The organism is Janthinobacterium sp. TB1-E2, assembly GCF_036885605.1.
Taxonomy (GTDB): domain Bacteria; phylum Pseudomonadota; class Gammaproteobacteria; order Burkholderiales; family Burkholderiaceae_D; genus Janthinobacterium; species Janthinobacterium aestuarii.
The window spans coordinates 3281002-3306668 of sequence record NZ_CP142523.1; the positions used below are offsets into that span (position 1 = coordinate 3281002).

Below are 25667 nucleotides of genomic sequence, written 5' to 3' on the forward strand. Positions count from 1 at the left end.
GCGGCGTCACCGGAGGCGTTACGGGCGGATTGACGACCGGCGGCGGGTTGCCGCCGCAGCCTGCCGTGCCGTGCTGTGCAGCCCGCAACCGGCGCCGGCCTGGGTGTCGGCCGAACCGCCGCCGCAGCCGGCCAGGGAAACGAGGAAGGCGGCCAGCAAAGCTGCTGGCAGGTGGCGCAGGGGAGCATGGGGCACGATGGGTCTCCGGGAGCTGGCCGAGTTGCTCGGCGTTAATTTTCCAAGAGTATCTTTTGCGTGTGGTTGGTACTTGATGCAAAGCAAGCTTATGCTGTTGACCGGGATGAACGGGTTTTGCTGGTGCAAAAGCCTGCCTTCTGATAACATAACGCCCCTTTATTCAGGGAAGGGTCGACATGGCCAATGCTTGCGGCGTCGATTTCGGCACGTCAAATTCCACGGTAGGCTGGGCACGTCCAGGGCAGAGCACCATGCTCGGCCTGGAAGATGGCAAGACGACCTTACCGTCCGTCGTCTTCTTCAATGCGGAAGACGAGGAAGTCAGTTTTGGCCGCGCGGCGCTGGCCGGCTATCTGGCCGGTTACGAAGGACGCTTGATGCGCTCGCTGAAAAGCCTGCTGGGCACGAGCCTCATCGATGGCCAGACGGAAGTCGGCGGCCGCGCCTTGCCGTTCCGTATGTTGCTCGCACAATTCATTGGCGAAGTGAAACGCCGCGCCGAGCAGTCCGCCGGCCGCGAATTCTCGTCCGCCGTGTTCGGCCGTCCCGTCTTCTTTATCGACGACAATGCGCAAGCGGACCAGCTGGCGCAGGACACCCTGGCCGAAGTGGCGCGCTCCGTCGGCTTCAAGGATGTCGCCTTCCAGTTCGAGCCGATTGCCGCAGCGTTCGACTACGAGTCGCAGATAGCCAAGGAAGAGCTGGTGCTGATCGCCGACATCGGCGGTGGTACGTCCGACTTTTCACTGGTGCGTTTGTCGCCGGACCGGGCGAAAAAGGCCGAGCGCCGTGACGATATCCTCGCCACGGGCGGCGTGCACATCGGTGGCACGGATTTCGATAAATACCTGAGCCTGTCTTCCGTCATGCCTCTGCTCGGCTATGGCAGCCGCCTGAACAACAATAGCGAAGTGCCGTCCAGCTATTATTTCAATCTGGCGACGTGGCACACGATCAACCTGGCGTACACGAAGAAGATCTGGGTGCAACTGGCCGACGTGTGCCGCGATGCGCGCGAGCAAGACAAGATGGGTCGTCTGCAAAAGCTGATCGACGAGCGCGCCGGCCACTGGCTGGCCATGAAAGTGGAAGAGGGCAAGATCGCCCTGTCCGACGCGGCCGAAGTGCAGCTGGAGCTGGACCGCTTGTCGCCCGCGCAAAGCCTGTTGCTCAAACGCACGCAGTTCGACGAAGCCATCGGCCACCTGTGCGGTTCCGTGGAAGACACCGTGCTGCGTCTGCTGCGCGACGCGGGCGTGGCGCCGGAAGCCGTCGACACCGTGTTCTTCACGGGTGGATCGAGCGGCGTGCGCCTGCTGCGCGAAAAGATCGCGGCGCTGGTGCCGGCCGCGCGCAAGGTCGAAGGCGATTTGTTCGGCAGCATTGGTGCCGGTCTTGCGCTGGACGCCGTGCGCAAGTTCGGCTAAGCTGGTCCACCGCAGCATCGCAGAAAGAGCCTGACTTCATGAATGTGTTTGACAAACCGATCGTCATGATCGACTTCGAGACGACCGGACTGTCGCCCGACATGGGCGACCGCATCACGGAAGTGGCGGCGCTGCGCATCGAGGGCGGGCGGATCACGGACCGTTACGTGACCCTGATCAACTGCAATGCGCGCATCCCCTCGTTCATCACGGGGTTGACGGGCATCACGCAGGCGATGGTGGACAAAGCACCGCCCGTGGCCGAAGTGGTGCCGCAATTGCTGGATTTTATCGGCAGCGATGCCTTGTCGGCGCACAATGCCAGCTTCGATGAAAAATTCCTGCGCGCGGAAAGCGCCAGGCTGAACCTGACGCCGGCACACCAGTCGCTCGTGTGTTCCTTGAAACTGTCGCGCCGCGTGTTTCCCGGCATGGCCAGCTACAAGCTGGGCTTGCTGTCGAGCCAGTTGGGCATCGCCTTCAAGAGCGCCGCCCACAGGGCCGAGTCCGACGCGGAAGTGGCGGCGCAAGTGCTGATCCATATCGGCCGCCATTTGCGCAGCAGCTACGGCATCGCCGATGTCGACGCCGACTTGCTCGTGTCGCTGAACAAGCTGGCCGCCGCCAAGGTGCCGCAATTCCTGCAAAAGCATCCATCGCGCCGCTGAGCGCCGTTTCCCCTCTAAGCGGGCTCATCAAAACGATATAATTTTATTATTTCTATTGAGCCTGCTCAAGTCCTTCCCCTGCAGCGAATTTAAAATTTAAGCAACACACGATTTCGATTTCGCCGCCCTGGGCCGCCGTTTTGCGCGTGCTGCCGGCAAGCGCGATGTGGATGGGGGCGCACATGGACAAGGACCATACTGCCAGAGATAGCCACCATGCGTATATCTGGTTCCGCACGGCTGCCGAGCAGGGCAATGCCTACGCCCAGTTCAACCTGGGATTGATGTACAAGAAGGGCGAAGGCGTGGCGCAGGACGACGCGCGTGCCTTTGTCTGGCTACGCCTGGCAGCGCTGCAAGGGCTGGCGTTCGCGCAGAACCACCTGGGCGCCATGTATTACCACGGCCGCGGCGTGGCGCAGAGCGATGCCGACGCCGTGCTGTGGTTTCGCCGCGCCGCCGCCCAGGGCGATGCCTCGGCCCAGCAAAACCTGGGGCAGATGTACCGCAAGGGACGCGGTGTGCTGCAGAGCGACGAGCTGGCCCTGGCGTGGTTTTACCGCGCATCCGAGCAGGGCGTGGCCAGCGCACAATCTCTGCTGGGCGAAGCCTATGCCCAGGGTCTGGGCGCGAAAAAGAACGATGCGCTGGCCCTGGCGTGGTTCCGCAAGGCGGCCTTGCAAGGCGATGCGCAGGCACAGCTGAATCTGGGGCTCGTCTACAAACGGGGGCAGGGCGTGGTGCAGAGCGATGCGCAGGCGCTGGCCTGGTTCCGCCAGGCCGCGGCACAGGGGCTGGCCGTGGCGCAGCGGCAACTTGGCGTGGCGTATGCGGAAGGCCTGGGCGTGGCGCCCGACCAGCTGCGCGCCTATGCCTGGCTGCAGCGGGCGGCCGAGCAGGACGACGCCGACGCCCAGTTCAACCTGGGCCTGATGCTGGCGCGCGGCCAGGGCGTGGACAAGGACGAGGCGCGCGCCGTCGCGTGGTACCGGCGCGCTGCCCTGCAAGGCCATTGCATGGCGCAATACAATCTGGGCGGCATGTTTGCGGGCGGGCGCGGCGTCATCCGCGATTTGCGCCTGGCGCTCGACTGGTATGCCCGGGCGGCGGCCCAGGGCGCGTCGAATGCGCAGTTCAACCTGGGCGTGATGTATGCGAATGGCCAGGGCGTGGAGCGCGACGAAGTGTGCGCCGTGCGCTGGTACCGTACGGCGGCCGAGCAGGGCGATGCCAGCGCGCAAAACAACCTGGGCGTAATGTACGCGAACGGCCATGGCGTGCCGCAAGACGATGGCCTGGCCGTGCTATGGTATGCGCGCGCGGCGGGCCAGGGCCATGCGCTGGCCCAGTACAACCTGGGCGGCATGTACAACAGCGGACGCGGCGTGGAGAGGGACCCCGTCTGCGGCTACATGTGGCTGGCGCTGGCGGCCGAGGGTGGCGATGGCGGGGCGGCCAGGGCCAGGGAAGCGGCTGCCACCCGGCTGGAGCCGGCACAGCTGCAAGAGGCGCAGCAGCGCATGCGGCAATGGCACCAGGTGCGCTTTCCGCCGCTGCAGCCGCCCGACTGAAGCGCCGCCGCCGTGCGCGCATGGACGCGTGCCGCATGCGATAATTGCCGGCAGGCATGTCGCCAAGGCGGCACGGTTTTTCGGCACGGTGAAAGGTGGAGCATGGTAAGGCAGGCAGGCGAGGATGCATCAGAGCAAAAAGTCATCGACGACATCGCCACGCATGGCTGGCATGGCGTGCATATCGGTGCCGATGAAGAAGGTCCCGGCTATGCCTTCACCATAGGCGCTTGCCACAGCTTCGGCCAGCCTGAATTCCTGATCATGGGCTTGCCCCATTCCATGGCCCACCGGATACTCGACCTGGCGCTGGACGCCGCGCGCAGCGGCGCCATCACGGATTTCACGACTACCACGGACGTCTTGCTGGAAGGCCATCAGTGCGCCTTCGTGCGCGTGCCCGTCGAGCAATACCGCGACTATGTCGGCTATGCGCGCTGGTATTACCAGGGCGATGATTTTACCTTGTACCAGATCGTCTGGCCGTCGCGCGATGGCCATTTCCCGTGGCAGGCGCAAGCGAGCGCGCAGTATGTGGAGAGCCAGCCCCTGCTGGGACCGGCGCCGCTGGCCATATGACGACCATTGTGACCGGGACGGCTACCCTGTGCGTGTTCGACCCGGCGCTCTTGCGCCACAAGCTGGAAGAGGACTGCGACTGGTGGAGCATCCCCAGCGCCGAACTGGCGGCCGTGAATGCGGGGCAAGTCGCGTTTTTCAACGTGGGCGGCGATGGCGCGTATGAACTTGCCTTGCACGCCGAACTTGCCGAACCGCAGGTGATCGTGCATCTTGCCATCGTTTCGGGCCGCGTCTTCATCGGCGCCGGGGAAGACGTTACGGGCGGCGGCCTGGAACCGGACACGGCGTATGGAGGACTGTTCGTGGATCTGCCCGCAGGCAGCTACCGCGTGCAGGCGCGCCGCGATGGCGCGCACATCAGCCTGGCATTCGTGTCCGATACGCGCAGCAGCAATGCGTTTGGCGATCTCGTGCGTATTTGATCTTGCGTATTATTGCTCCAGGCTAGGCATCCATGCGCGCCACAGCCGCGCCTTGCCGCCGGTCCAGGAACAGGCTGTTGCCGTGGATTTTCTTTGCCTGCTTCTTCGCTTCGGCCGCCTGCGTGGCGATCTGATGGTGCGTGTAGTACTGGTGCGCCTCGACCTTGATGACGCCCAGCGACAGGCTGATCAACGAATAAAACACTTTCTTGCCTTGCCGGTCTTCGCTGATGTAGCCGCCCCGTTCGCAGTCGCCCGTGCTGTAGTAGGCGAGGATGGCGGCCGCGAAGTCGTCGAGCATGGCCTGGCAGCGCGTTTCCCAGTCTTCGCTCTGGAACAGGATCATGAAATCGTCGCCGCCGATGTGGCCGATGAAGTCGCGGTTCGGGTCGCAATGGCTGCTGAGGATTTCTCCCGTCAGCTGGATCACGTCGTCGCCCTTGCGGTAGCCGTACACATCGTTGAAGGGCTTGAAGTGGTCGAGGTCGCAATAGCAGACCCAGAAGCGGCTGCCGCTGTGCAATAAACGGTCGATATGCTCGTTGATGGGCACGTTGCCGGGCAGTTGCGTCAGCGGGTTGGCGTAACGGGCCGCGTTGATCTGCATCTGCGTGATTTCGCGCATCAGGTCGTGGCCCGTGCCCATGCCCAGGTAGCGGCCGTGCTCGGTGATGATGAAACCGTTGAACAGGTGGTGGGCATCGGACTGCACCATGGTGTAGCTGAGTTCCTGCAAGCTCGTCTCGTGGTCGGCAATCAGGGGCGTGGCATCCATGAACAGGCTGCATGATTTCTTGCCATACAGTTCGCGCTGGTAGGGGCGGGCGAAGTGGTCGATCATTTCAAAGCGGCTGATCAGGCCCAGCGGCACGCCGTCATCGACGACGGGGATAATCATCAGCTTCGGTTCCTTCAGGAAAATATCGTACACCTCGTTATTGTTGAGCTGTGGCGACACTGCCGCCACCTTGTGCAGCAGCTTGCGGATGCTGGCGCCATTCTTTTCCAGGCTGCTGCGCTGCGGATACACGGCCACGCCATTGCGCCCCAGCGCCTGCACCACTTCGGCCGGCAGGGCCCGTGCCGGCACCGCGTTGGGCCGGCCCAGGTGATAGCCTTGCCCAAACGCCACGCCGAGGTCGCGCAGGACCAGCAATTCCGTCTGCGCCTCGATGCCTTCGGCGATCACCAGGGTGCCCGACTTCTCCGCGATTTCCTGGATCGAACGCACGAACTGCAGTTTCACGGGGTCGTTGTTGATGCCCTGGATGAAATGCATGTCGATCTTCACGTATTCCGGACGCAGTTCCGACCACAGGCGCAGGCTGGAAAAGCCTTCGCCCAGGTCGTCGATGGCGATCTGGAAACCCATGTTACGGTAATGCAGCACCGCCTCGCGCATCAGCTCGTAATCGTAGGTGGGCTGGTTTTCCGTCAGCTCGATGATGACACGGTCCGGGTTGATGCCGATGTGCTCGATGTATTCGAGGGTTTCGCCATGGCGGGCATTGCGCAGCAGTAGGCATTCCGGGCTGACGTTGAGAAACAGCTTGCCTGGCAGCTGCAGTTCGGCAAAGCGTTCGAGCACCACTTGGCGGCACAGGTGCTCCACTTCCAGGGTCAGGTCGTGCGCGCGCGCCACCTTGAACAGATTCATCGGCGCGTGCAGGGGGCTGTCGGACGGCCCCCGTATCAAGCCTTCGTAGCCGATGATGTCGCCGCTATGCATGTGGATGATGGGCTGGAACAGCGCGCTGAGCTTGCGGCCCGCCAGGATGTCGTGTAAGGCATCCGTCCCTTCGATGGTCATGCTTGCCGATGGCGGTTTCAGGTAAGCCACATTCGATGGCGTCGCGGGGGCCGGCGCGGCGGTGGCGGTAGGGAGGGCGAGAGTGTGCATAGGAGGCTGTGGCGGCACGGCCTCTGGACGGGCCATGAACATGTTGCCGATAGTAAAGAAGATTTATGACAACTTGATGAAATGACTTTGCTTTTGATAACGTTTCTTGCATGAACGTCAGTTTGCCGATTCCGCCGAAAGCGAGATTTATCATGGCGTTTCCCGTAAATTATCCAAACAAAAGACGGCAAATCCCTCAGATAACTGTGCTTTAAAAGTGGCAATCCGCGCTATGATTTCTCTTGGCGAAAGTCAACATGGGCAGGCGCGGCGTGTGTGTGAGCGGCCTGCTTTCCTCGACATCCAACAATGAGACAACAACCCATGCAATTACGTAGTGCATCCCTCATATTCAGCTTGATGGCCGCTTTCGGTGGCAATGCCCTGGCGCAAAGCGCCGCGATGCCATCGTGCCCGGCCGGCGACGGCGCTGCCGTGACGTATCCGGTCAGCAAAAAAGTCGACCAGCAAGACAGCTATTTCGGCACCACCATCGCCGATCCGTACCGTTGGCTGGAAGATGCCAACAGCGCGGAAACGGGCGAGTGGGTCACGGCGCAAAACAAGCTGACGCAGTCTTACCTGGGCACCATTCCCGAGCGCGCCGCGATCAAGCAGCGCCTGACCAAGCTGTGGAATTATGAGCGTTTCTCTACGCCAACGAAGCAGGGCGGCCGCTATTTCTACAGCCGCAACGACGGCTTGCAGAACCAGGCCGTGCTGTACACGGTGAAAAAACTGACGGACGAACCGCGCCTGCTGCTGGACCCGAACACCCTGTCCACGGATGGCACGGTGGCGCTGGCAGGCACTTCGATCAGCCCGAACGGCAAGTACCTGGCCTATGCCACGTCCGCTTCCGGTTCCGACTGGAACGAGTGGAAAGTGCGCGACATCGAATCGGGCAAGGATTTGACAGACCACATCAAGTGGGCAAAGTTCTCGGGCGCCTCGTGGACCAAGGACAACACAGGTTTCTTCTACAGCCGTTATGACGCGCCGAACGAAGCCACCAAGCTGGCCGATATCAATTACTTCCAGAAATTGTATTTCCACAAGATCGGCACGCCGCAAAGCGACGACGTGCTCGTTTTCGACCGTCCCGACCAGAAGGAATGGGCGTTCGGCGGCAGCACCGTCAGCGACGACGGCAATTATTTGATCATCACGGCCACGCAAGGCACGGAACGCAAGAACCGCGTTTTCTACAAGGACTTGCGCCAGAAAAACGCCAAGGTCGTGGGCTTGCTGGAAGAGTTTGACGCTTCATACTCGTTCATCGACAATGACGGCCCCGTGTTCTTCTTCAAGACGGACAACAAGGCGCCAAAATCGCGCGTGATCGCCATCGATACGCGCAAACCTGCCCCTGCCGACTGGAAGGAAATCGTGCCGCAAAGCGCGGAAACCCTCGTCGCCGTCAACCTCATCAACAACCAGCTGGTGCTCGATTACTTGAAAGATGCGCAAACGCAAATCAAGATCGTCGACCTGAACGGCAAGCTGGTGCGCGAAGTGGCCTTGCCGGGCATCGGTTCGGCCGGCGGCTTTGCGGGCAAGCGTGGCGACACGGAAACGTTCTACTCGTTTACCAGCTTCACGACGCCAGCGACCATTTACCGCTACGACATGAAGTCGGGCAAGAGCACGGTGTACCGCCAGCCGAAGGTCGATTTCGACCCGAACGCCTTTGAAACACGCCAGCAATTCTTTACCAGCCGCGACGGTACCAAGGTGCCGATGTTCATCGTCTCGAAAAAAGGCATGAAGCTCGACGGCTCCAACCCGACTTATCTGTACGGCTATGGCGGCTTCAATATCTCGCTCACGCCTAGCTTCTCCGTGGCGAATCTGGCCTGGGTGGAAATGGGCGGCGTCTACGTGATGGCCAACCTGCGCGGCGGTGGCGAGTACGGCGAAGCCTGGCACCAGGCTGGTACCAAGCTGAACAAGCAAAACGTGTTTGACGATTTCATCGGCGCGGCGCAGTGGCTGGTGGACAACAAGGTCACCTCGCCATCGAAGCTGGCGATCGGCGGCGGCAGCAATGGCGGCCTGCTGGTCGGCGCGGCCATGACGCAGCGTCCAGACCTGTTCGCTGCAGCCATCCCGCAAGTGGGCGTGCTCGACATGTTGCGCTTCCACAAGTTCACAGTGGGCTGGGGCTGGGTGCCTGACTATGGTTCGTCGGACGACGCCGAGCAGTTCAAGGCGCTGGTGAAATACTCGCCACTGCACAACCTGAAGGCGGGCGGTTGCTATCCAGCCACCATGATCACGACGGCCGACCACGACGACCGCGTCGTGCCTGCCCACAGCTTCAAGTTCGCCGCCGCCGCCCAGGCAGCGCAAGGCGGCGCGGCGCCCGTGCTGATCCGCATCGACAGCAAGGCGGGCCATGGCGCCGGCAAGCCGACGACCAAGCAGATCGAAGAAGTGGCGGATCGCTGGGGCTTCCTCAGCCGTTCGTTGAAGATGACGCCGGTAGTGGCGGAGCCGGCCAAGGTGGCTGCGCAGTAAAATACGGTAGGTCGGATTAGCGCGGCATCGCCGCGCGTAATCCGACAACACCCGTCATGCCAACAATGTGTCGGATTACGCGGCGTGCCGCCGCTAATCCGACCTACGCTGGCTAATCCGACCTACAGTCACGATCCTCGCCAGCACCCCTTCCCCAAACACTGCCTGAAACGGCAAATCCTTGCGCTGTGCATAGCCGATATAGCAATCGCACTTGAAGCGCGGGCAGCGGCGTTCCTGCAGCATGTCTGCCAAGTCATCAACGTACAGATTCCCCAAGCGCTCCGGCACGAAATGGCAGCGCGTCAGTTCGCCATCGCCATCGACGGACAGCGACGCTTCGCCCGCCAGGCACGGTTTGCCGCGCGAGGGTGACGGACGGCGGCTTTGCGCGAACCACGGGTCGGCGGCGTCGAGCCAGGCCAGGTCCTGTTCTCTGTAGTAGCCGGGGCCACGGCGGTCGTAGGCGTTCAGCCACAGGTAGACGTGCGCGGGCAGGGCCGCGCGCAGGGCGCGGATGGCGTCCAGGTGTTCGTTCATGGCGACGACGCCGACGGAATAGCGCACGCCCATCGTGTCCAGGCGTGCGCAGCGTTCGAGAAAACGGGCCAGTGTCGTCTGGTCCGGGTGGTAGGTGCACCACAGGCCGATCTTTTCCAACCCCTCCACCGCTTGCAGCCAGTTCAGGGGACCGGACAGATTCGTCTGCAGCGCTACTTGCCGCACATGGGGCAAAGCTGCCAGGGTTTGCATGGCCACGCGGTAGTGGCGCCGCACCAGTGCTTCGCCCCACGGCGTGAACAGGACGCTGATGTCCCGTTTTTGTGCCGCCACCCAGCTGGTAAAACGCGCCACTTCGCGCGCATCGCGGGCCAGGGTGGCGCGGCTGTCGCGCTTCTTGGCGAACGGGCAGTAGCCGCAGGCGTAATTGCAGCTCGAAAGCGTGCCGCGATACAGCAGGGACAGCGTTGGCGCTTGCGCTGTCAGCACGCCTGGCCGCCTTCAGCCATCAGCGCGCGCACCGTATCGGAAGCCAGCCACGGGCCGATGGTGTCGGCGTAGCTGTAGCCGCGGTCATTCAGGCGCAGCAGCGCGCCGTTTTCTTCCACCAGTTCCAAGGCGTGCAGCTCGGCCAGCTGCGGCAGATCAAGCTCGCAGCGCGTGCCGAAGCGCGCCGTGTAGGCGTCGCGGTCCAGGCCCGGTTCCGTCAGCAGCGACTGGATCACGTAGCGGCGGCGCTGTTCCTGCGCATCAAGCACATAGCCGTGTTCGGCCTGCGCGAAGCGCGTTTCGTCGAGCGCCAGATACTGTTCGATGATGCCGATGGTCTGCGTGCGCGCCACCGCGTACTCGCTCGAATAATGCAGGCGCGAAGTGTAGGAACGGGCGCCCGCGCCCAGGCCCACCATGCCATCGTTCTGGCAGCAGTACGACGGTCCGTTCTGCTCGGGCGCATGCGGTGCGCGGAACATGCGCATCGAGACCTGCTCATAGCCCTGGGCGCGCAAATGGTCGCGCGCGGCCGCGTACAGGGCCAGGCGGCTGTCGCCATCGCGGGCCAGCATGATGGGGTTGAGCGACGCGGCACCCTGGCGGCGCGCCACTTTGCCAAGACCCGTCTGCTCCCGTACGTACAGCGGATACAGGTAGATTTCCTCGGGCCGGAAGGCCAATGCGCTGTCGATGGACGCGAGCAGGCTGACGACGGTTTGCCCCGCGATGCCGTAGATCAGGTCCAGGTTCAGGGTGGGAAAGCCGGCCGCGCGTATCAGGCCGATGGCGTGATGGACGGTGGCGTTTTGCTGGGGACGGGCCAGCGCGCGCATCTCGCCGGCGGCAAAGCTCTGGATGCCCAGGCTGACCCGGTCGATGCCATGCGCGCGGCAGACGGCAAGCCGCTCGGCCGTGATGGTTTCGGGCGACGCTTCGATGCCGGCCGGCGTGGCTTGCAGGTCGATGCCAAGGATGTCGCGCGCGCCGCACAGCAAGGTGTCCAGCTGCGCGGGCGACAGGTAAGTGGGCGTGCCGCCACCGAGCGCGAAGCGGGCAAAGCGGCGTTCACCGAGGGCGCCGTCCATCGCGCGCATCTGCACCAGCACCTGCTGCACATAGCGCTCGACCATGTCGGCGCTGGGCCGCGCCATGGCGAACAGGTTGCAAAAGCCGCAGCGCATCTCGCAAAACGGGATGTGGATGTAGGCGAAGAGGGCGGAACGGTCCTGTTGCGCCCACAGGGGCGCCAGCGGCGCGGCCTGCGGCAAGGCGCGGTAGGCCGCCTTGTGCGGATACGAATATGAATACGCCTGGTAGGGCGTGTGGCGCATGCGCTGCGCCAGGGTGCCCGGCGGTTCGGATGGGTTCACGGTGGGGACTCCTGGGAAATGGTATCTGGCGTGAGGAAGAAGTGCGCGTACGGCACCTGCCACACGCTGTCATGGGCGACCCTGTGGCCACGGTAGCCGTCTTCGCCATACGCGCTGCCGTGGTCCGAGCAGACGATGGCGAACGTGGGCGCGCGCGCGGCGCAGGCGGCAAACAGGGGCGCCAGTGCGCTGTCGACATAGCGCAGGGCCGCCGCATGGCTGTCCAGGTTATCGCAGTGGCAGCCGGGCAGGTAGGCGCGGTTCGGCGTGTGCAGGGCGGCCACGTTGATGAACAAGAAGGTGCGCTGGTCGTTTTGCGCCAGCAGCCGGGTCGCCAGCGCCACCTGCTTTTGCGTCGAATGGCGGCTGGCCACGCCCATGCCGGCGCTCCAGTGGCTTTCCTGGAACAGCGACGGCAGCACCGTGCCCAGCGCCGTCTGTTTATTGAAGAAGCCTACGCCGCCGATGCAGATGGTGCGGTAGCCGCGCGCGGCCAGTGCGGCGGGCAGGTCCGCTTCCTCGAACGCAAACGTGTGCGGCGAGGTGGTTTCACTGCCAGCAAAGGCGCTGGCGAACAGGCGCGGATGGCGGCCGGGCGCGGCCGGCGTGGGCAAGAAACCCGCAAAGAAGGCCTGGTGCGCCGCGTAGGTAAACGTGGCGGGCGAGTGGCGCTTGTCCCAGCCGCCCGGCGGCAGCAAACGTCCCAGCACGGGCAGCTCACCCGCCTCATACAGGGCTTGCGCCACGTCATAGCGCAGGGTGTCGAGCGTGATGAAGACGATGTCGTGGCTGCCGACGATGCGGTGCATGTCGGGGATCGGTGCCGTGTCTTTAAACATGGATCAGTTGCGCTGCATAAGTGTCCTCGCCTTGCCACAGCAGGCCTGGCAGCAGGTCGCCGAAGGCATTCGCTTCGAGCACATGGGCCTGGCCGTGGCGCACGACGAGGTCGTAGCCCGTCACGTGGCTGTGGGGGAAGGCGCGCGCGGCCTGGGCGCTGGCCGCTTCCAGCGCCGCCATGTCGGCAGCGTTCAAAAGGCCGGCCGCGTCGCCGCGCCGGTTGTCGAGGTGCAGATTCGTCATCATCTGGGCGCCGATACGCGCCACCCGGTGCGCGGGCCGGCCGGCTACGGTCACGACCCGCAAGTCGTAATGGCTGTCGCCGCAGCGCGGCTTGTTCAGCCATGCTTCCGCATACAGTTCCTGGGCTGCCAGCGCGTCGACGAGGGCGGCGATGTCGTGTTCGGACTCGTAGCGGGCCATGCGTTTGCTGTTCATCAGGCGCGTTGCGCCCTCGGTGCGGTGCAAGGCGGCCGAGGTGGTGGCTTGCTGCCGCCCGGCCTTGTTCCTGCGGTAGGCGACGACACCAGACGCGGACGAGCCGTAGCGCGGTTTCAGATAGACGCGGTCAAGCTGGTGTTCGTGCAGCAGCGACTGCAGATGCTCGTAGCTCTCCACTGGTCCCAGCAAGGCAGGTATGGGCACGCCATGCGCGGCCAAATGGCGCTGGCACGCCAGTTTGTCCGTCATGAGACAGATTTCGGCTGGCGCATTGAAGACGCGCGTCTGCGGCAGGTCCGCCAGTTGCGCCGCCAGGGACGCCATGGCATTGGAAAAACCGGCAAACCACGCATCCATGGCCAGCAGCTCGCCATGCGCGGGCGCCGAGAGCAGCGGACGGTCCAACAGCCGGCAGCCCGCCTGCAGCAACAGCAGGTGGGCGGCGGGATCGTCGCCGGGCGGTTCGATCTTGAGCGGGCCGGTCTGGCGCAATGAATCCTCGAGCAAGGCAGGCTGACGTAGCCAGTCGCGCCATTCCAGCACCTGCGCGGGCGGCAGGCGCAGCTGCGCGCGCGCCGCCTGCAGCAGGCGCACGCGCTTGCTGCCCTGTGTCGCCAGCAAAAGCATCAGGTTTTATTCGCCGACGGCGACATAGCGATAGACTTCGTCGTCGTCCTCGTCGTCTTCCTGCGGATCATCGAGCCTGACGGGGAAGGGCAGGGCGTTGAGTTTTTCCTGGTTCGCTTCGGAGATATAGTGATGCGACAGGTCCATGCGTTTCAGATTGCCCAATTGCGTGCCTTGCAGCAGTGCTTCGGCGCCCACGTCGCCCAAGGTGCCCAGCGACAGGTCCAGGGTCTCGACGGTGGCCAGCAGCGGCTCGTTGGCCAGCCAGACGGCCAGCTCGTCGGCGATCTGCGCATCGCGCAGGCCCAGGTAGCGCAGGGTCGGCGTGGCCAGTTGCGCCAGTACTTTCTGGTACAGCGCCACGTCGCCGGAAAAACCATAGTCGTCGGTACCGAGCCACAGTTCCAGGTATTCCAGCTTGGGCATGCTCGACTGGGCCAGCGCCTGCGCGATCTTCTGATCGAGGCCACCGGACTCGATGGTGAACTTGCGCAGGTTCTGGTGCGCGAACGGTTCGACGGTCAACTCATTGCCGCCGCGGATGCGCAGCTCTTCCAGCTGCGGGAAAGCGTCCAGCAGCGGCTTGTAGCTGCCTTGCACGATCCACGAGATTTCGCATTCCTCGTACGTCATGTCGCCGATGAACAGCGCGCGCAAGTTCGGCAGCTGCGGCGCGTGGCTGATCAGTGCGGCGATCACCTCGTCGGCGCCCGCTTCGTACGGGTCGCCCCACATGCCGATGATCAGCGCCTCAAGCGCATTCTTGTCGGTTTTTTCCAGGAAGCCGGCGATCAGGTCCGGCATCTTGCGCTTGTCGTCATACTCGAGCGAGAGGCGGTAGACGATATCCTGCCCCGACTGCAGCGCAATATCGGGATCGTACTGGACGACTTTTTTCTTGTGGAAGAGGGTGGTGCTTTCGGAAATCGTCATTGCTAAGGCTCCATGAAAGACAGTGAAAATCTTGTCTAATCCAAAATCTTAGCATGGGCGAAAGCGCCTATTGCACACTGCTGAAAAGCACTATCTATGGATGACCACCAATAAGGCCTTGCCTTCCGTCTTGCCCAGGTTGCGTATCGTATGCGGCTGGTCCGCCGGGTAGCGTGCCGTGCCGCCATTCTTGACCTTTCTCTTCGCCGTGCCCACTTCCAGCTCCAGGTTACCGTGGATGACCGTCAAATGTTCGGTGGTGCCCGGGTCGTGCGGCTGCGACGCCAGTTCGCCGCCCGGCGCCAGAGTCACTTCATACCATTCATATTTGCCGGCCAGTTCCATCGGTCCCAGGATGCGCAGCACGTAGCCCGCATGGTCGCCGGGCAGGGTGGGGGTTTCGTGGGCGTCCGTGATGCGGATGGTTTCCACGGCTTTTTCCGCGCTGGACAGCAATTCGCCGATCTGTACGCCCAGGGCGTTGGCCAGGCGCCACGTGATGGCGATGGTGGGATTGGCTTTTTCGCGCTCGATTTGCGACAGCATGGACTTCGAAACGCCCGCGATGCGCGACAAATCCTCGAGTGTCAGGCCGCGCGCCAGGCGCAGCCGTTGCAGGGTGGCGCCCACTTCGGGCGGAGAATTGGTCGAAACGCTGGTTTTCATCGGCAGGTGGCTTGCAAAGTTCAAAAGGCTTGGGTAATATCCACTATATTGAATTTCAGTTCGAAATAGTGGATTTTGAAGAAAAATACGGAAACGTGTAGACTTCAAACAGCGCTTCACGGTACAGCATTGTGCGCGCACCGGTCAAGCGGCCGCTTTTCCCTATGGCGGCTGAGGTCACACGGATACCACAAACGCAGGGACACACAAGGATCATCATGAGCGAGCAAGCGAAGAACACCTTTTTCAGCGGTCTGCAACAGAACCTCGATCAACTGCGCCAGCAGGGCTTGTACAAGCCCGAGCGCGTGATCGCCTCGCGCCAGGGCGCCGAAGTGGTGTGCGACGATGGCCGTACCCTGATCAATATGTGTGCAAACAACTACCTGGGCCTGTCCGGCGACCTGCAGACGCAGGAGGCATCGATTGCCGCCACGCAAAAATACGGCTACGGCCTGTCGTCCGTCCGCTTCATCTGCGGCACGCAAACCGTGCACAAGGAACTGGAACAGGCGATCTCCGCTTTTCTGGGTACCGAAGACACGATCTTGTACGCGGCGGCATTCGACGCCAACGGCGGCGTGTTCGAACCGCTGTTCGATGAAAACGACGCCATCATCTCCGACGCGCTGAACCACGCGTCCATCATCGACGGCATCCGCCTGTGCAAGGCTGGCCGCTACCGCTACGCCCACAACGACATGGCCGACCTGGAAGTGCAGCTGAAAGCGGCGATTGCCGCCGGCAAGCGCCATAAAGTCATCGTCACGGACGGCGTGTTCTCGATGGACGGCACGATCGCGCAGCTGGACAAGATCTGCGACCTGGCCGACCAGTATGGCGCGCTGGTGATGATCGACGAATGCCACGCTTCCGGCTTCATGGGCGCGACGGGCCGCGGCACGCACGAACACCACAATGTGATGGGCCGCATCGACATCATCACGGGCACCCTGGGCAAGGCCCTGGGCGGCGCCATGGGCGGCTTTACGTCGGCGCGCAAGGAAGTCATCGACACCCTGCGCCAGAAATCGCGTCCTTATCTGTTCTCGAACACGCTGGCGCCATCGATTGCCGGCGCGTCGCTGTCGGTACTGGAACGCCTGGCCAAGTCGACGGAACTGCGCGACCGCCTGCATGACAACACGGCCTTCTTCCGCAGCGAGATCGAGCGCATCGGCTTTACCATCAAGCCGGGCACCCATCCGGTCGTGCCGGTGATGCTGTTCGACGCGCCCGTGGCGCAGAAATTTGCCGCCCGCCTGTATGAGCTGGGCGTGCTGGTGACGGGCTTCTTCTATCCGGTCGTGCCGATGGGCCAGGCCCGTGTGCGCGTGCAGCTGTCGGCGGCCCATACGCGTGAACAGCTGGTGCAAGTGCTGGCCGCTTTCGAACAGGCTGGCAAGGAACTCGGTTTGCTGACCACGACCACTATCAATTAACAAGAAATCAGGATAAGAAGATGGAACGCATTTTAGTCATCGGCGCAAACGGCCAAATCGGTAGTGAACTGGTGGGCGCGCTGGCGCAGCAGCACGGCGCGGACAACGTCATCGCCAGCGACATCGGCACGAACAATCTGTATCAGGCCAAGCGCTACGCCCAGCTCAATGTGCTGGACAAGGACGGCCTGGCGGCCATCATCGCCGACGAGAACATCACCCAGGTGTACCAGCTGGCGGCCATGCTGTCGGCCACGGGCGAAGCGGCGCCGTTGAAGGCGTGGAGCCTGAACATGGATGGCTTGCTCAATATCCTGGAACTGGCGCGCGAGCGTGGCGAGGCAGGCAAGCCGCTGCGGATCTTCTGGCCATCGTCGATCGCCGCCTTCGGCCCGAACACGCCGCAAGTGAACACGCCGCAAATGACGGTGATGGACCCGACCTCGATGTACGGCATCAGCAAGCTGGCCGGCGAGCGCCTGTGCGAATACTACTTCAACAAGTATGGCGTGGACGTGCGCAGCATCCGCTACCCGGGCATCATCAGCTACAAATCGCCTCCAGGCGGCGGCACCACCGATTACGCCATCGCCATCTTCCACGCGGCCTTGCGCGGCGAGCGCTATGACTGCTTCCTCGATGCGAATACCACTCTGCCGATGATTTACATGCCCGACGCGATCCGCGCCACCATCGAACTGATGGACGCGCCAGCGGCACAGATCAAGATCCGCTCGTCGTACAACGTGGCCGGCGTGTCGTTCAACCCCGAGCAGCTGGCCAAGGCCATCGTGCGCATGGTGCCGGACTTCAAGATCAGCTACAAGCCGGACAGCCGTCAGGCCATCGCCGACAGCTGGCCGCAAAGCCTGGACGACAGCAAGGCCAGCGCCGATTGGGGCTGGAAGGCGCAGATCGGCGTCGAGCAGATGGTCACGGACATGCTGGCCAATGTCGACGTGGGCCATGCCGCCAAGGCGGCCTGAGTCCAGCCCCGGCATTCATAAAACATACTAAATAAAGAGACACTACATGGACATGAGCGTATTTGACCTGTTTAAAATCGGCATCGGGCCGTCGAGTTCCCACACGGTGGGACCAATGGTGGCGGCGCGGCGTTTTCTGGTCGAATACGGTCCGCTGGACCAGGTAGTGGGCGCCGAGGCGGCCCTGTATGGCTCGCTGGCGCTGACGGGCGTGGGCCATGCGACGGACAAGGCTGTCATTCTTGGCTTGATGGGCGAAACGCCGCAAGACGTGGCGCCCGATGAAGTCGACAGCAAGCTGGCCGCCATCGAGGCGGCCGGCGAGATCGCCTTGCTGGGTACGCACGTGGTGCCATTCACGGCCGCCACGGGCCTCGTCTGGCACAAGAGCGAATCGCTGCCCGAACACCCGAACGGCATGCGCTTCACCCTGAAACTGGCGGACGGCAGCCGTGTCGACAAGGTGTATTACTCGATCGGCGGCGGTTTTATCCGCGAGGCCGAGGAAGTTCAAACTGCGGCGCAGGCCGAAGCGGCCGTGGAATCGGCCGCCAGCGCGCGGGTCGTCTTCCCCTTCGACACGATGGAGCAGTTGCTGGCCCACGGCGTCGAAAGCGGCTTGTCGATCCCGGAAATGCTGCGCGCGAACGAGTGCGTCAAGCGCAGCGACGAGGAATTGAACGCGGGCCTGGACCGCATCTGGCACGTCATGCGCGACTGTATCGCGCACGGCCTGGAAACGACGGGCAACCTGCCGGGCGGCTTGAACGTGAAGCGCCGTGCCGCGAAATTGTGGCGCTTGGCGCAGGAGGCGAAAGCGTCCGACAACCGCGCCAACGACTTGCCGCACGACGCCGTGCACCTGGTCAGCCTGTATGCGATGGCCGTCAACGAGGAAAACGCGGCCGGCGGCAGGGTTGTGACGGCGCCGACCAACGGCGCGGCCGGCATCATCCCGGCCGTGCTGCGCTACTACGCGCAGGATTGCCGCCCCAGCGATCCGGTGGGCGGCGTGCGCCGCTTCATGCTGACGGCCGCGGCCATCGGCATGCTGTGCAAGCGCAATGCCTCGATCTCGGGCGCCGAAGTGGGTTGCCAGGGCGAAGTGGGCGTGGCGTGCGCCATGGCGGCGGCCGGCCTGGTGGCGGCCCTGGGCGGCACGAATGAACAGATCGAAAACGCGGCCGAAATCGGCATCGAACACCACCTGGGCATGACGTGCGACCCCATCGGCGGCCTGGTGCAGATCCCCTGCATCGAGCGCAATGGCATGGGCGCCGTGAAAGCCATCACGGCCGCCTCGCTGGCGCTGAAGGGCGACGGCACGCATTTCGTCAGCCTCGACGAAGTCATCGAAACCATGCGCCAGACGGGCGCGGACATGCAGGACAAGTACAAGGAAACGTCGCTGGGCGGCTTGGCCGTCCACGTTATCACGGTCAATCACGCCGCTTGCTGATGCGCTGATGGTGTTGTCGGATTACGCGCTCACGCGCTAATCCGACCTACGGTGAGTGGCAATGTCGCAGATGGGCGTTGGACGGCGTAGGTCGGCGTAGGTCGGCTTAGCGCAAAGCGCGTAAGCCGACACCACCACAGTAGTCTCCTGACAAACTCATTCCTCCTCAAACAACTGCTCCAGCCTCCTCGGGTAGTTATTCAAGAAATCGCGCGTCACTGCATAGTGTTCCGTGTCTTCATACGCCACTTCGTGGATGCCGCCGCCAGTAAACATCAAAATCTTCGCGTTCGGGTAGGCGAGCAAGATCGGCGAATGGGTGGCGATAATCAGCTGCGAGTCGTCCTGCACCAGCTGGTGGATCACGGATAGCGCCGCCATCTGGCGGCTCGGCGACAGGGCCGCCTCGGGTTCGTCCAGCAGGTATAAACCCTTGCCCCGCAGCTTGTTGATCAAGGTCGCCATGAACGCTTCGCCGTGCGATTGCGCGTGCAGCGACTTGCCGCCGTAGCTCTCCAGGTACTCCTGTGGCATCTCGTCCATGTAGGTGGCGACGTTGAAAAAGCTCTCGGCGCGCAGGAAATAGCTGTCTTCGGGTTTTTTATAGCTCTTGCTCAGGCGCAAGTGCGCGTGCAAGCCCGATTCCTCGTCCGACGGCAGGGCGATGCGCACGTTGCGCGTGCCGCCATCCTTGCCGAAGCCCAGCCCCACGGCCAGCGCTTCGAGCATGGTCGACTTGCCGCTGCCATTTTCGCCCACGAAAAACGTCACGTCGCGGTGGAAATCCATGTGCACGAAGTCGCGGATGGCGGGAATGGTGAACGGATAGTGATCGAGGTCGACGACGGCGTCGGAGCGCAGCGCGGCGCTTTGCAGATACGGTTTTTTACTCAGCGACATGGCCGGTTCTCGACTCCAATAATGATCATGGCAAGGATACTCAGCACAGTGTGACGTAAATCGCCGGCGCACGCCAGTGCGTACGCCAGCCATGTTCGCCTGGCTTGATCTCATGCAATTATGGCTTGTTTGATAATGGGCAGGCGCTCCAATTGTCACATCTTGATCAGGCGGGCGCCACGCGATTCGCCTTGGACGGCGGCTGGCACTATAATATCCGCTGCCATTCATGATCAACCGCACTCAGCTCAACTGGACTCTTCAAATTTATGCACTACGTGTCTACCCGCGCTGATAAAGCGCCATCGAATCAGCAGCAATTCTCCGACATCCTCCTGGGCGGCCTGGCCCCCGATGGCGGACTGTATCTCCCAGAACACTACCCGCAAGTCACTGGTGCCGAGCTCAATGCCTGGCGCACATTGTCGTATGCCGACCTGGCATTCGAAATCCTGAAGAAGTTCGCCACCGATATCCCGGCCGCGGACCTGAAGGCACTGACGGCGAAAACCTATACCAAGGCAGTCTACAAGAACGCCCGTGCCGGCGAAAACGCGGCCGACATCACGCCGCTGCGCGTGCTCGAAGAAAACGTCGTCAAGGGCGGATCGACCACCCTGATGCTGCAGGCGCTGTCGAACGGCCCGACCCTGGCCTTCAAGGACATGGCTATGCAGCTGCTGGGCAATCTGTTTGAATACACCCTGGCCAAGACGGGCGCCGAACTCAATATCTTCGGCGCCACGTCGGGCGACACGGGCAGCGCGGCCGAATACGCGATGCGCGGCAAGAAGGGCATCCGCGTCTTCATGCTGTCGCCGCACAAGAAAATGAGCGCCTTCCAGACGGCGCAGATGTTCAGCCTGCAAGACCCGAACATTGTCAACATCGCCGTCGAAGGCGTGTTCGACGATTGCCAGGATATGGTGAAAGCCGTGTCGAACGACTTGCCGTTCAAGGCCAAGCAGAAGATCGGCACCGTCAACTCCATCAACTGGGCGCGAGTCGTGGCGCAGGTCGTCTACTACTTCCGCGGCTACCTGGCGGCCACCACCAGCAACGAGCAAAAAGTGTCGTTCACGGTGCCGTCGGGCAACTTTGGCAATATCTGCGCCGGCCATATCGCCCGCATGATGGGCTTGCCGATCTCGAAACTGGTGGCGGCGACGAATGAAAACGACGTGCTCGACGAATTCTTCCGCACGGGCGTCTACCGCGTGCGCAAGTCGGCCGAAACGTACCACACGAGCAGCCCGTCGATGGATATCTCGAAAGCGTCGAACTTCGAGCGCTTCGTCTACGACCTCGTGGGCCGCGACAGCGACCGCGTGCGCGCCCTGTTTACGAAAGTGGAAACGCACGGCGGTTTCGATTTGTCCGGCAAGCCTGGCAGCGATGGCGATGAATTCAAGCTGGTGGCCAAGTACGGCTTCAAGTCGGGCAAGTCCACGCACCAGGACCGCCTCGACACCATCCGCGACGTGGCCGACGACTACGGCATCACCATCGACACGCACACGGCCGACGGCATCAAGGTGGCGCGCGAGCACCTGGAACCGAACGTGCCGATGATCGTGCTGGAAACGGCGCTGGCGGCCAAGTTCAACGAAACCATCCTCGAAGCGCTGGGCGTGGACGCGGAACGGCCAGCCGGCTTCGAGAACATCGAAGACTTGCCGCAAAAGTTCGTCGTGATGGATGCGGACGTGGAAAAAATGAAGGCGTATATCGCCGCCAATACGGGCTTGTGATGACAGACGCCAGCACTGTACGCAAACCGATGCTGTCGGTGGCCGAGGCGCAAGCCTTCATGCTGGGCGCGGCGCGCCCGGTGGCCGACGTGGAGCTGGTCGACACCATGCGCGCCAACGGCCGCGTGCTGGCGGCCGCGCAAACGTCGACCCTGAACGTGCCCGAGCGCGACAATACGCAGATGGATGGCTACGCCGTGCGCGCCAGTGACTGCGCCAGCGGCGCGGCCAGCTTACCCGTGTCGCAGCGCATCGCGGCCGGCCACGTGGGCCAGCCCTTGCAACCGGGGACGGCGGCGCGCATCTTCACGGGCGCCCTGATTCCAGACGGCGCCGACTGCGTCGTCATGCAGGAGCAGTGCACGGTGGCGGATGGCGTGGTGACGGTCAACCACGTGCCGGCAGCGGGCGAATGGGTACGCCGCCAGGGCGAGGATATCCGCGCCGGCGGCGAGATCCTCGGTGCGGGCCGGCGCTTGCGCAGCCAGGAAATGGGCTTGGCCGCCTCGGTGGGACTGGCGCAGCTGCCTGTGCTGCGCAAACTGCGCGTGGCCGTATTTTTCACGGGCGACGAGCTGGCCATGCCCGGCGAACCGCTGGCGCCGGGTGCCGTCTACAACTCGAACCGCTTTACCTTGCGCGGCTTGCTGGAAAACCTCGGTTGCGAGATCACGGACCTGGGCATCGTGCCCGACAGTCTGGAAGCAACCAAGGCCGTGCTGCGCCAGGCGGCCCAGGGCAATGATCTGATCATCACCTCGGGCGGCGTGTCCGTGGGCGAGGAAGACCATATCAAGCCGGCCGTGGAAGCGGAAGGGCGGCTGAACATGTGGCAGATTGCCGTCAAGCCAGGCAAACCGCTGGCGTTTGGCGAAGTGCGGGAGGCGTTCTTTGTCGGCTTGCCCGGCAATCCCGTCTCGAGCTTTGTCACGTTTTTGCTGTTCGTGCGCCCGTTCATTTTGCGCCTGCAAGGCGTGGCGGGCAACCTGGCGCCGCGCAGCTACAAGCTGCCGGCCGCGTTCGAGCGCCTGAAGGCGGACAAGCGCAACGAGTTCTTGCGCGCCAAGGTCAATGACGAGGGCGAGCTGGAACTGTTCGCCAACCAGAGTTCGGGCGTGCTGACGTCCACCGTGTGGGGCGACGGCTTGATCGATTGTCCGCCGGGGCTGTCGATTGCGCGCGGCGACATGCTGCGTTTTATCCCGTTTAACGAATTGCTGTACTGAGGAAGTATCGATGAAGATCAATCTGCGATTTTTTGCCAGCGTGCGTGAGTTGGTGGGCACCGGCCATGAAGTGCTGGAAGTAGCCGAGCCGCTGGCGGTGGGTGCGGTGAGAGCGCTGCTGATCGCCCGCGGCGGCAACTGGGAATACGCGCTGGCGCAAGGCCGCGCGCTGCGCATGGCCCACAACCAGGTGATGTGCGATGCCGACACCTTGATCGGTGATGGCGACGAGGTGGCGTTTTTCCCGCCCGTGACGGGCGGTTAAGAATACTGACTCAAGAAAATGGCCGCTGATGCGGCCATTTTTTATCGCGACTTGGTTTTTGGTTTGTCCCCGCTGCACGTGGCGCAGGCGACGGCTTTCCGGTAGCGCCAGTATTTCGAGCCTATGAAGATGGCCGAGGCCACCAGCGACCAGGCCAGCGCGCTGAGGATATCGGCCTGGCTGGGCGTGCCCTTGCTGTACTCGACTACCGTCAGGATGATGAATAAAATCGAACTGGCCAGCAAATAGCGGGAAATCCAGAATCCTGCGCCCATGTGTTTCTCCTCTTGTCGTCTCGTTGTCTCGTGAAGTCAAAGCCGATCGTTGCGGCATGTCCGCGCAGTATGCATCATTTTTCGGCATTCTTGCCATCCACCGGCCTTATCTCGACTAAAATGCCGGGGTTTTCACCGTCTTCCAGCTTGCCATGACCAACTCCAGTTCCCCTCCGTTTCACATCGCCGTCATCGGCGGCGGCCCCGCCGGCCTGATGGCCGCCCAGGCGGCGTCCGGCCTGGGAGCCAAGGTGGAACTGTTTGACGCCATGCCGTCCGTCGGCCGCAAGTTCCTGCTGGCGGGGCGCGGCGGCATGAACATCACGCATGCGGAAGGCTACCAGCCCTTCGTCTCGCGCTACGGCAGGCAGGCGCACCGGGTGAAGCCTGCGCTGGACCAGTTCGGCCCGCAAAAGGTGCGCGACTGGGTGCACAGCCTGGGCGTGGAGACCTTTGTCGGCTCTTCGAACCGCGTCTTCCCGACGGACATGAAGGCGGCGCCCCTGCTGCGCGCCTGGCTGCACCGCCTGCGCGAAGCGGGCGTGCAATTTCACATGCGCCACCGCTGGACGGGCTGGCAAGATGAGGATGGCCAGCTGGCGTTTGCCACGCCGGACGGCGAGCGTTTGCGCGCCTTCGACGCCGTGATCCTGGCGCTCGGTGGCGGCAGCTGGGCGCGGCTGGGCTCGGACGGCGCCTGGGTGCCGCTGCTGCAAGGGCAGGGCGTGGCCGTGGCAGCGCTGGCGCCGGCCAATTGCGGCTTCGACGTGGACTGGAGCGCGCATTTCAGCAGCCGCCATGCGGGCGAACCGTTGACGACCGTGGCCATCACGGCGCATGACATCGACGGCTTGAGGATCAAGCGCCAGGGCCAGTTCGTCATCACGGCGGGCGGCGTGGAAGGCAGTCTGATTTATGCCTTGTCGGCCGCGCTGCGCGAGCAGATCGCACGCGACGGCAGCGCGACCATCTGGCTCGACCTGGCGCCCGACCACAGCCATGAACGCGTGTTCGAGGAAGTGACGCGCCCCCGTGGCGCCCGTTCCATGTCCAGCCACCTGAATAGCCGCCTGGGCATCAAGGGCGTGAAATCGGGCTTGCTGCGCGAATGCCTGAGCGCGGCCGACTTCGCCGACGAAGCGAAGCTGGCGGCCGCCATCAAGCTGCTGCCCGTCACGCTCGTGCGCCCGCGCCCCATCGATGAAGCCATCAGCAGCGCCGGCGGCGTGGAATTCGACGGCGTCGACGGCAGCATGCTGCGCGCCATGCCGGGCGTCTTCGTGGCGGGGGAAATGCTGGACTGGGAAGCGCCGACGGGCGGCTACCTGCTGACGGCCTGCCTGGCGCAAGGCAAGGCGGCAGGCGAGCAGGCGGTGGCGTGGCTGGAAGAGAAGGTCAATGCCAGGTGATATCGCCTGAGCCGCTCTTTTGCGTCTCGCGCTGGCGCGGGTTGCCGTGGACGTTAATGTCGCCGCTGCCGCGCAGGGTCAGGTTGGCCGCGTCGCGCACGAAGACGGTGCTCGTGCCCGAGCCTTGCAGGCTGACGCTGGCCTTGTCGGCGGCCAGGTGCTCGGCATCGATATCGCCTGAACCGCTCAGGTCGGCCCGGAGGAATTTCGTGTTGCCGCTGGCGGCGATGCGCCCTGAACCCACCATTTCCAGCACCACGCTGTCGCTGTTGCCAGCATTGATATCGAGGTCGCCGCTGCCGTTGACGGTCGCTTGCACCTGCTTGTAGCGTCCCGTGAAGCTGACGTCGCCCGAACCCGTCAATTCCAGGATAAAACTGTCGCCGGAAAATCCCGTGATCTTGCTGTCGCCATTGCCGTGCACCTCCACGCGCACGAGGGCTGGCAGCACCAGTTCCACCTGCAGCGGCTGGCGATGGTGGAACAGCATGCCTTTCGGGCCGATATGCAGGGTCGTGCCATCGGCCGTCGTGTCGACGTTCGACAGCAAGCGCTGTTCGCCGCTCACTTTCAGCGATGGCGTGGCGCCGCGGCGCAGCACCAGGTCGATGGGGCCGGCCAGGTCGATGCTGTTGATATTGGCGGCAATCGGGCGCGTTTCGCTGCGCACGGCGCGGCCGGCAGCGCTGCTGGGATTGCTGATCCCCTTGGCGCGCAGCGCCGCATACGACATGGCGATCAGGACCAGTGCCAGCAAGAGCATGGACAGGCCAACTTTGAGCAAGCGTTTCATGGC

Annotated in this window: 25 protein-coding genes; 14 read left to right on the forward strand and 11 right to left on the reverse strand. The window is 63.3% G+C overall.

Annotated elements, in window-relative coordinates; translation table 11 throughout:
• Positions 1-18 precede the first annotated feature (18 nt).
• Positions 19-195 (reverse strand): hypothetical protein, encoded by a 177-nt coding sequence (locus OPV09_RS14550; protein ID WP_338678578.1) that lies wholly within the window; start codon positions 193-195, stop codon positions 19-21.
• Between the two features lie 179 nt (positions 196-374).
• On the opposite strand from OPV09_RS14550, the gene OPV09_RS14555 reads away from it, so the two are divergent.
• The 5 genes from OPV09_RS14555 to OPV09_RS14575 all read left to right on the forward strand — a co-directional run bounded on the left by OPV09_RS14555 (position 375) and on the right by OPV09_RS14575 (position 4868).
• Entirely contained in the window at positions 375-1625 is a 1251-nt protein-coding gene (locus OPV09_RS14555) for an Hsp70 family protein (RefSeq protein ID WP_331776754.1), read from the forward strand.
• A 38-nt stretch (positions 1626-1663) separates the two neighbouring features.
• Positions 1664-2293, forward strand: a complete 630-nt coding sequence (locus OPV09_RS14560; RefSeq protein WP_170846245.1) for a 3'-5' exonuclease — start codon at positions 1664-1666, stop codon at positions 2291-2293.
• 182 nt (positions 2294-2475) lie between these two features.
• Positions 2476-3864: a tetratricopeptide repeat protein gene (locus OPV09_RS14565; RefSeq protein WP_034751416.1), complete on the forward strand. Its 1389-nt coding sequence runs from the start codon at positions 2476-2478 to the stop codon at positions 3862-3864.
• Positions 3865-3966: 102 nt separating this feature from the next.
• Entirely contained in the window at positions 3967-4443 is a 477-nt protein-coding gene (locus OPV09_RS14570; protein ID WP_338678579.1) for a DUF4262 domain-containing protein, read from the forward strand.
• Positions 4440-4868 carry a DUF6386 family protein gene (locus OPV09_RS14575; RefSeq protein WP_338678580.1) on the forward strand — a complete coding sequence of 143 codons (429 nt, stop codon included), beginning with the start codon at positions 4440-4442 and terminating at the stop codon, positions 4866-4868. Before OPV09_RS14570 ends, OPV09_RS14575 begins: the two co-directional genes overlap by 4 nt.
• A 22-nt stretch (positions 4869-4890) precedes the next feature.
• Here the strand turns inward: OPV09_RS14575 and OPV09_RS14580 are convergent, their stop codons facing one another.
• Positions 4891-6678, reverse strand: a complete 1788-nt coding sequence (locus OPV09_RS14580; protein ID WP_034751085.1) for a GGDEF domain-containing protein — start codon at positions 6676-6678, stop codon at positions 4891-4893.
• A gap of 196 nt (positions 6679-6874) precedes the next feature.
• On the opposite strand from OPV09_RS14580, the gene OPV09_RS14585 reads away from it, so the two are divergent.
• Together OPV09_RS14585 and OPV09_RS14590 are read left to right on the forward strand one after the other, a co-directional pair.
• On the forward strand, positions 6875-7081 hold the full coding sequence (locus OPV09_RS14585; RefSeq protein WP_139248279.1) for a hypothetical protein: 207 nt from the start codon (positions 6875-6877) through the stop codon (positions 7079-7081).
• Between the two features lie 11 nt (positions 7082-7092).
• A complete protein-coding gene (locus tag OPV09_RS14590; protein ID WP_338678581.1) occupies positions 7093-9288 on the forward strand; it encodes a prolyl oligopeptidase family serine peptidase in 2196 nt (731 codons plus the stop codon).
• 93 nt (positions 9289-9381) lie between these two features.
• Here OPV09_RS14590 and OPV09_RS14595 read toward each other — a convergent pair whose 3' ends face one another.
• The 6 genes from OPV09_RS14595 to OPV09_RS14620 all read right to left on the reverse strand — a co-directional run bounded on the left by OPV09_RS14595 (position 9382) and on the right by OPV09_RS14620 (position 15158).
• Positions 9382-10278, reverse strand: coding sequence for an STM4011 family radical SAM protein (locus OPV09_RS14595; RefSeq protein ID WP_081368050.1), 897 nt, complete (start codon positions 10276-10278; stop codon positions 9382-9384).
• Positions 10272-11651, reverse strand: coding sequence for an STM4012 family radical SAM protein (locus OPV09_RS14600; protein WP_217653635.1), 1380 nt, complete (start codon positions 11649-11651; stop codon positions 10272-10274). Before OPV09_RS14600 ends, OPV09_RS14595 begins: the two co-directional genes overlap by 7 nt.
• Positions 11648-12490 carry an STM4013/SEN3800 family hydrolase gene (locus tag OPV09_RS14605; RefSeq protein ID WP_072453755.1) on the reverse strand — a complete coding sequence of 281 codons (843 nt, stop codon included), beginning with the start codon at positions 12488-12490 and terminating at the stop codon, positions 11648-11650. Before OPV09_RS14605 ends, OPV09_RS14600 begins: the two co-directional genes overlap by 4 nt.
• Entirely contained in the window at positions 12483-13559 is a 1077-nt protein-coding gene (locus OPV09_RS14610) for an STM4014 family protein (protein WP_338678582.1), read from the reverse strand. The genes OPV09_RS14605 and OPV09_RS14610 overlap by 8 nt, the downstream gene beginning before the upstream one ends.
• A 6-nt stretch (positions 13560-13565) precedes the next feature.
• Entirely contained in the window at positions 13566-14492 is a 927-nt protein-coding gene (locus OPV09_RS14615) for an STM4015 family protein (RefSeq protein WP_072453753.1), read from the reverse strand.
• Between the two features lie 90 nt (positions 14493-14582).
• On the reverse strand, positions 14583-15158 hold the full coding sequence (locus OPV09_RS14620; protein ID WP_072453752.1) for a helix-turn-helix domain-containing protein: 576 nt from the start codon (positions 15156-15158) through the stop codon (positions 14583-14585).
• 218 nt (positions 15159-15376) lie between these two features.
• Here OPV09_RS14620 and kbl point away from each other — a divergent pair, with 218 nt between their 5' ends.
• From kbl to OPV09_RS14635, 3 genes are read left to right on the forward strand one after another with little or no spacing between them, the layout of a single operon-like run.
• Positions 15377-16600, forward strand: a complete 1224-nt coding sequence (kbl, locus tag OPV09_RS14625) for a glycine C-acetyltransferase (RefSeq protein WP_338678583.1) — start codon at positions 15377-15379, stop codon at positions 16598-16600.
• 20 nt (positions 16601-16620) lie between these two features.
• Positions 16621-17586 (forward strand): NAD-dependent epimerase/dehydratase family protein, encoded by a 966-nt coding sequence (locus OPV09_RS14630; protein WP_331776745.1) that lies wholly within the window; start codon positions 16621-16623, stop codon positions 17584-17586.
• Positions 17587-17632: 46 nt separating this feature from the next.
• On the forward strand, positions 17633-19045 hold the full coding sequence (locus OPV09_RS14635) for an L-serine ammonia-lyase (RefSeq protein WP_331776744.1): 1413 nt from the start codon (positions 17633-17635) through the stop codon (positions 19043-19045).
• Between the two features lie 156 nt (positions 19046-19201).
• Here the strand turns inward: OPV09_RS14635 and OPV09_RS14640 are convergent, their stop codons facing one another.
• Complete coding sequence (locus tag OPV09_RS14640; protein ID WP_034751064.1) at positions 19202-19945, reverse strand: AAA family ATPase; 744 nt, start codon at positions 19943-19945, stop codon at positions 19202-19204.
• A gap of 269 nt (positions 19946-20214) precedes the next feature.
• Between OPV09_RS14640 and thrC the strand changes: the two genes are divergently transcribed.
• Genes thrC through moaD form a run of 3 tightly spaced genes read left to right on the forward strand, consistent with a single transcriptional unit; the run spans position 20215 to position 23187 of the window.
• On the forward strand, positions 20215-21696 hold the full coding sequence (gene thrC, locus OPV09_RS14645; protein ID WP_338678584.1) for a threonine synthase: 1482 nt from the start codon (positions 20215-20217) through the stop codon (positions 21694-21696).
• Positions 21696-22922 carry a gephyrin-like molybdotransferase Glp gene (gene glp, locus OPV09_RS14650; protein ID WP_331776741.1) on the forward strand — a complete coding sequence of 409 codons (1227 nt, stop codon included), beginning with the start codon at positions 21696-21698 and terminating at the stop codon, positions 22920-22922. The genes thrC and glp overlap by 1 nt, the downstream gene beginning before the upstream one ends.
• Before the next feature lie 10 nt (positions 22923-22932).
• On the forward strand, positions 22933-23187 hold the full coding sequence (gene moaD / locus OPV09_RS14655) for a molybdopterin converting factor subunit 1 (RefSeq protein WP_034751044.1): 255 nt from the start codon (positions 22933-22935) through the stop codon (positions 23185-23187).
• Between the two features lie 41 nt (positions 23188-23228).
• On the opposite strand, the gene OPV09_RS14660 is transcribed toward moaD, so the two are convergent.
• Positions 23229-23462 (reverse strand): hypothetical protein, encoded by a 234-nt coding sequence (locus OPV09_RS14660; RefSeq protein ID WP_034751041.1) that lies wholly within the window; start codon positions 23460-23462, stop codon positions 23229-23231.
• 152 nt (positions 23463-23614) lie between these two features.
• Here OPV09_RS14660 and OPV09_RS14665 point away from each other — a divergent pair, with 152 nt between their 5' ends.
• The gene (locus tag OPV09_RS14665) at positions 23615-24871 is read left to right on the forward strand and encodes a TIGR03862 family flavoprotein (protein ID WP_338678585.1); all 1257 of its coding nucleotides are present in this window, start codon (positions 23615-23617) and stop codon (positions 24869-24871) included.
• Here the strand turns inward: OPV09_RS14665 and OPV09_RS14670 are convergent.
• A complete protein-coding gene (locus tag OPV09_RS14670) occupies positions 24858-25664 on the reverse strand; it encodes a head GIN domain-containing protein (protein WP_319991799.1) in 807 nt (268 codons plus the stop codon). The two genes, OPV09_RS14665 and OPV09_RS14670, sit on opposite strands and share 14 nt — an antisense overlap.
• Positions 25665-25667: the final 3 nt, after the last annotated feature.

What these genes read in the sequence shown, in the direction of transcription:
- OPV09_RS14555 (WP_331776754.1), top strand. Translation starts at nt 375, where the DNA reads ATGGCCAATGCTTGCGGCGTCGATTTCGGCACGTCAAATTCCACGGTA.
- OPV09_RS14560 (WP_170846245.1), top strand. Translation starts at nt 1,664, where the DNA reads ATGAATGTGTTTGACAAACCGATCGTCATGATCGACTTCGAGACGACC.
- OPV09_RS14565 (WP_034751416.1), top strand. Translation starts at nt 2,476, where the DNA reads ATGGACAAGGACCATACTGCCAGAGATAGCCACCATGCGTATATCTGG.
- OPV09_RS14570 (WP_338678579.1), top strand. Translation starts at nt 3,967, where the DNA reads ATGGTAAGGCAGGCAGGCGAGGATGCATCAGAGCAAAAAGTCATCGAC.
- OPV09_RS14575 (WP_338678580.1), top strand. Translation starts at nt 4,440, where the DNA reads ATGACGACCATTGTGACCGGGACGGCTACCCTGTGCGTGTTCGACCCG.
- OPV09_RS14580 (WP_034751085.1), bottom strand. Translation starts at nt 6,678, where the DNA reads ATGACCATCGAAGGGACGGATGCCTTACACGACATCCTGGCGGGCCGC.
- OPV09_RS14590 (WP_338678581.1), top strand. Translation starts at nt 7,093, where the DNA reads ATGCAATTACGTAGTGCATCCCTCATATTCAGCTTGATGGCCGCTTTC.
- OPV09_RS14605 (WP_072453755.1), bottom strand. Translation starts at nt 12,490, where the DNA reads ATGTTTAAAGACACGGCACCGATCCCCGACATGCACCGCATCGTCGGC.
- OPV09_RS14610 (WP_338678582.1), bottom strand. Translation starts at nt 13,559, where the DNA reads ATGCTTTTGCTGGCGACACAGGGCAGCAAGCGCGTGCGCCTGCTGCAG.
- OPV09_RS14615 (WP_072453753.1), bottom strand. Translation starts at nt 14,492, where the DNA reads ATGACGATTTCCGAAAGCACCACCCTCTTCCACAAGAAAAAAGTCGTC.
- OPV09_RS14620 (WP_072453752.1), bottom strand. Translation starts at nt 15,158, where the DNA reads ATGAAAACCAGCGTTTCGACCAATTCTCCGCCCGAAGTGGGCGCCACC.
- kbl (WP_338678583.1), top strand. Translation starts at nt 15,377, where the DNA reads ATGAGCGAGCAAGCGAAGAACACCTTTTTCAGCGGTCTGCAACAGAAC.
- OPV09_RS14630 (WP_331776745.1), top strand. Translation starts at nt 16,621, where the DNA reads ATGGAACGCATTTTAGTCATCGGCGCAAACGGCCAAATCGGTAGTGAA.
- OPV09_RS14635 (WP_331776744.1), top strand. Translation starts at nt 17,633, where the DNA reads ATGGACATGAGCGTATTTGACCTGTTTAAAATCGGCATCGGGCCGTCG.
- OPV09_RS14640 (WP_034751064.1), bottom strand. Translation starts at nt 19,945, where the DNA reads ATGTCGCTGAGTAAAAAACCGTATCTGCAAAGCGCCGCGCTGCGCTCC.
- thrC (WP_338678584.1), top strand. Translation starts at nt 20,215, where the DNA reads ATGCACTACGTGTCTACCCGCGCTGATAAAGCGCCATCGAATCAGCAG.
- glp (WP_331776741.1), top strand. Translation starts at nt 21,696, where the DNA reads ATGACAGACGCCAGCACTGTACGCAAACCGATGCTGTCGGTGGCCGAG.
- moaD (WP_034751044.1), top strand. Translation starts at nt 22,933, where the DNA reads ATGAAGATCAATCTGCGATTTTTTGCCAGCGTGCGTGAGTTGGTGGGC.
- OPV09_RS14660 (WP_034751041.1), bottom strand. Translation starts at nt 23,462, where the DNA reads ATGGGCGCAGGATTCTGGATTTCCCGCTATTTGCTGGCCAGTTCGATT.
- OPV09_RS14665 (WP_338678585.1), top strand. Translation starts at nt 23,615, where the DNA reads ATGACCAACTCCAGTTCCCCTCCGTTTCACATCGCCGTCATCGGCGGC.
- OPV09_RS14670 (WP_319991799.1), bottom strand. Translation starts at nt 25,664, where the DNA reads ATGAAACGCTTGCTCAAAGTTGGCCTGTCCATGCTCTTGCTGGCACTG.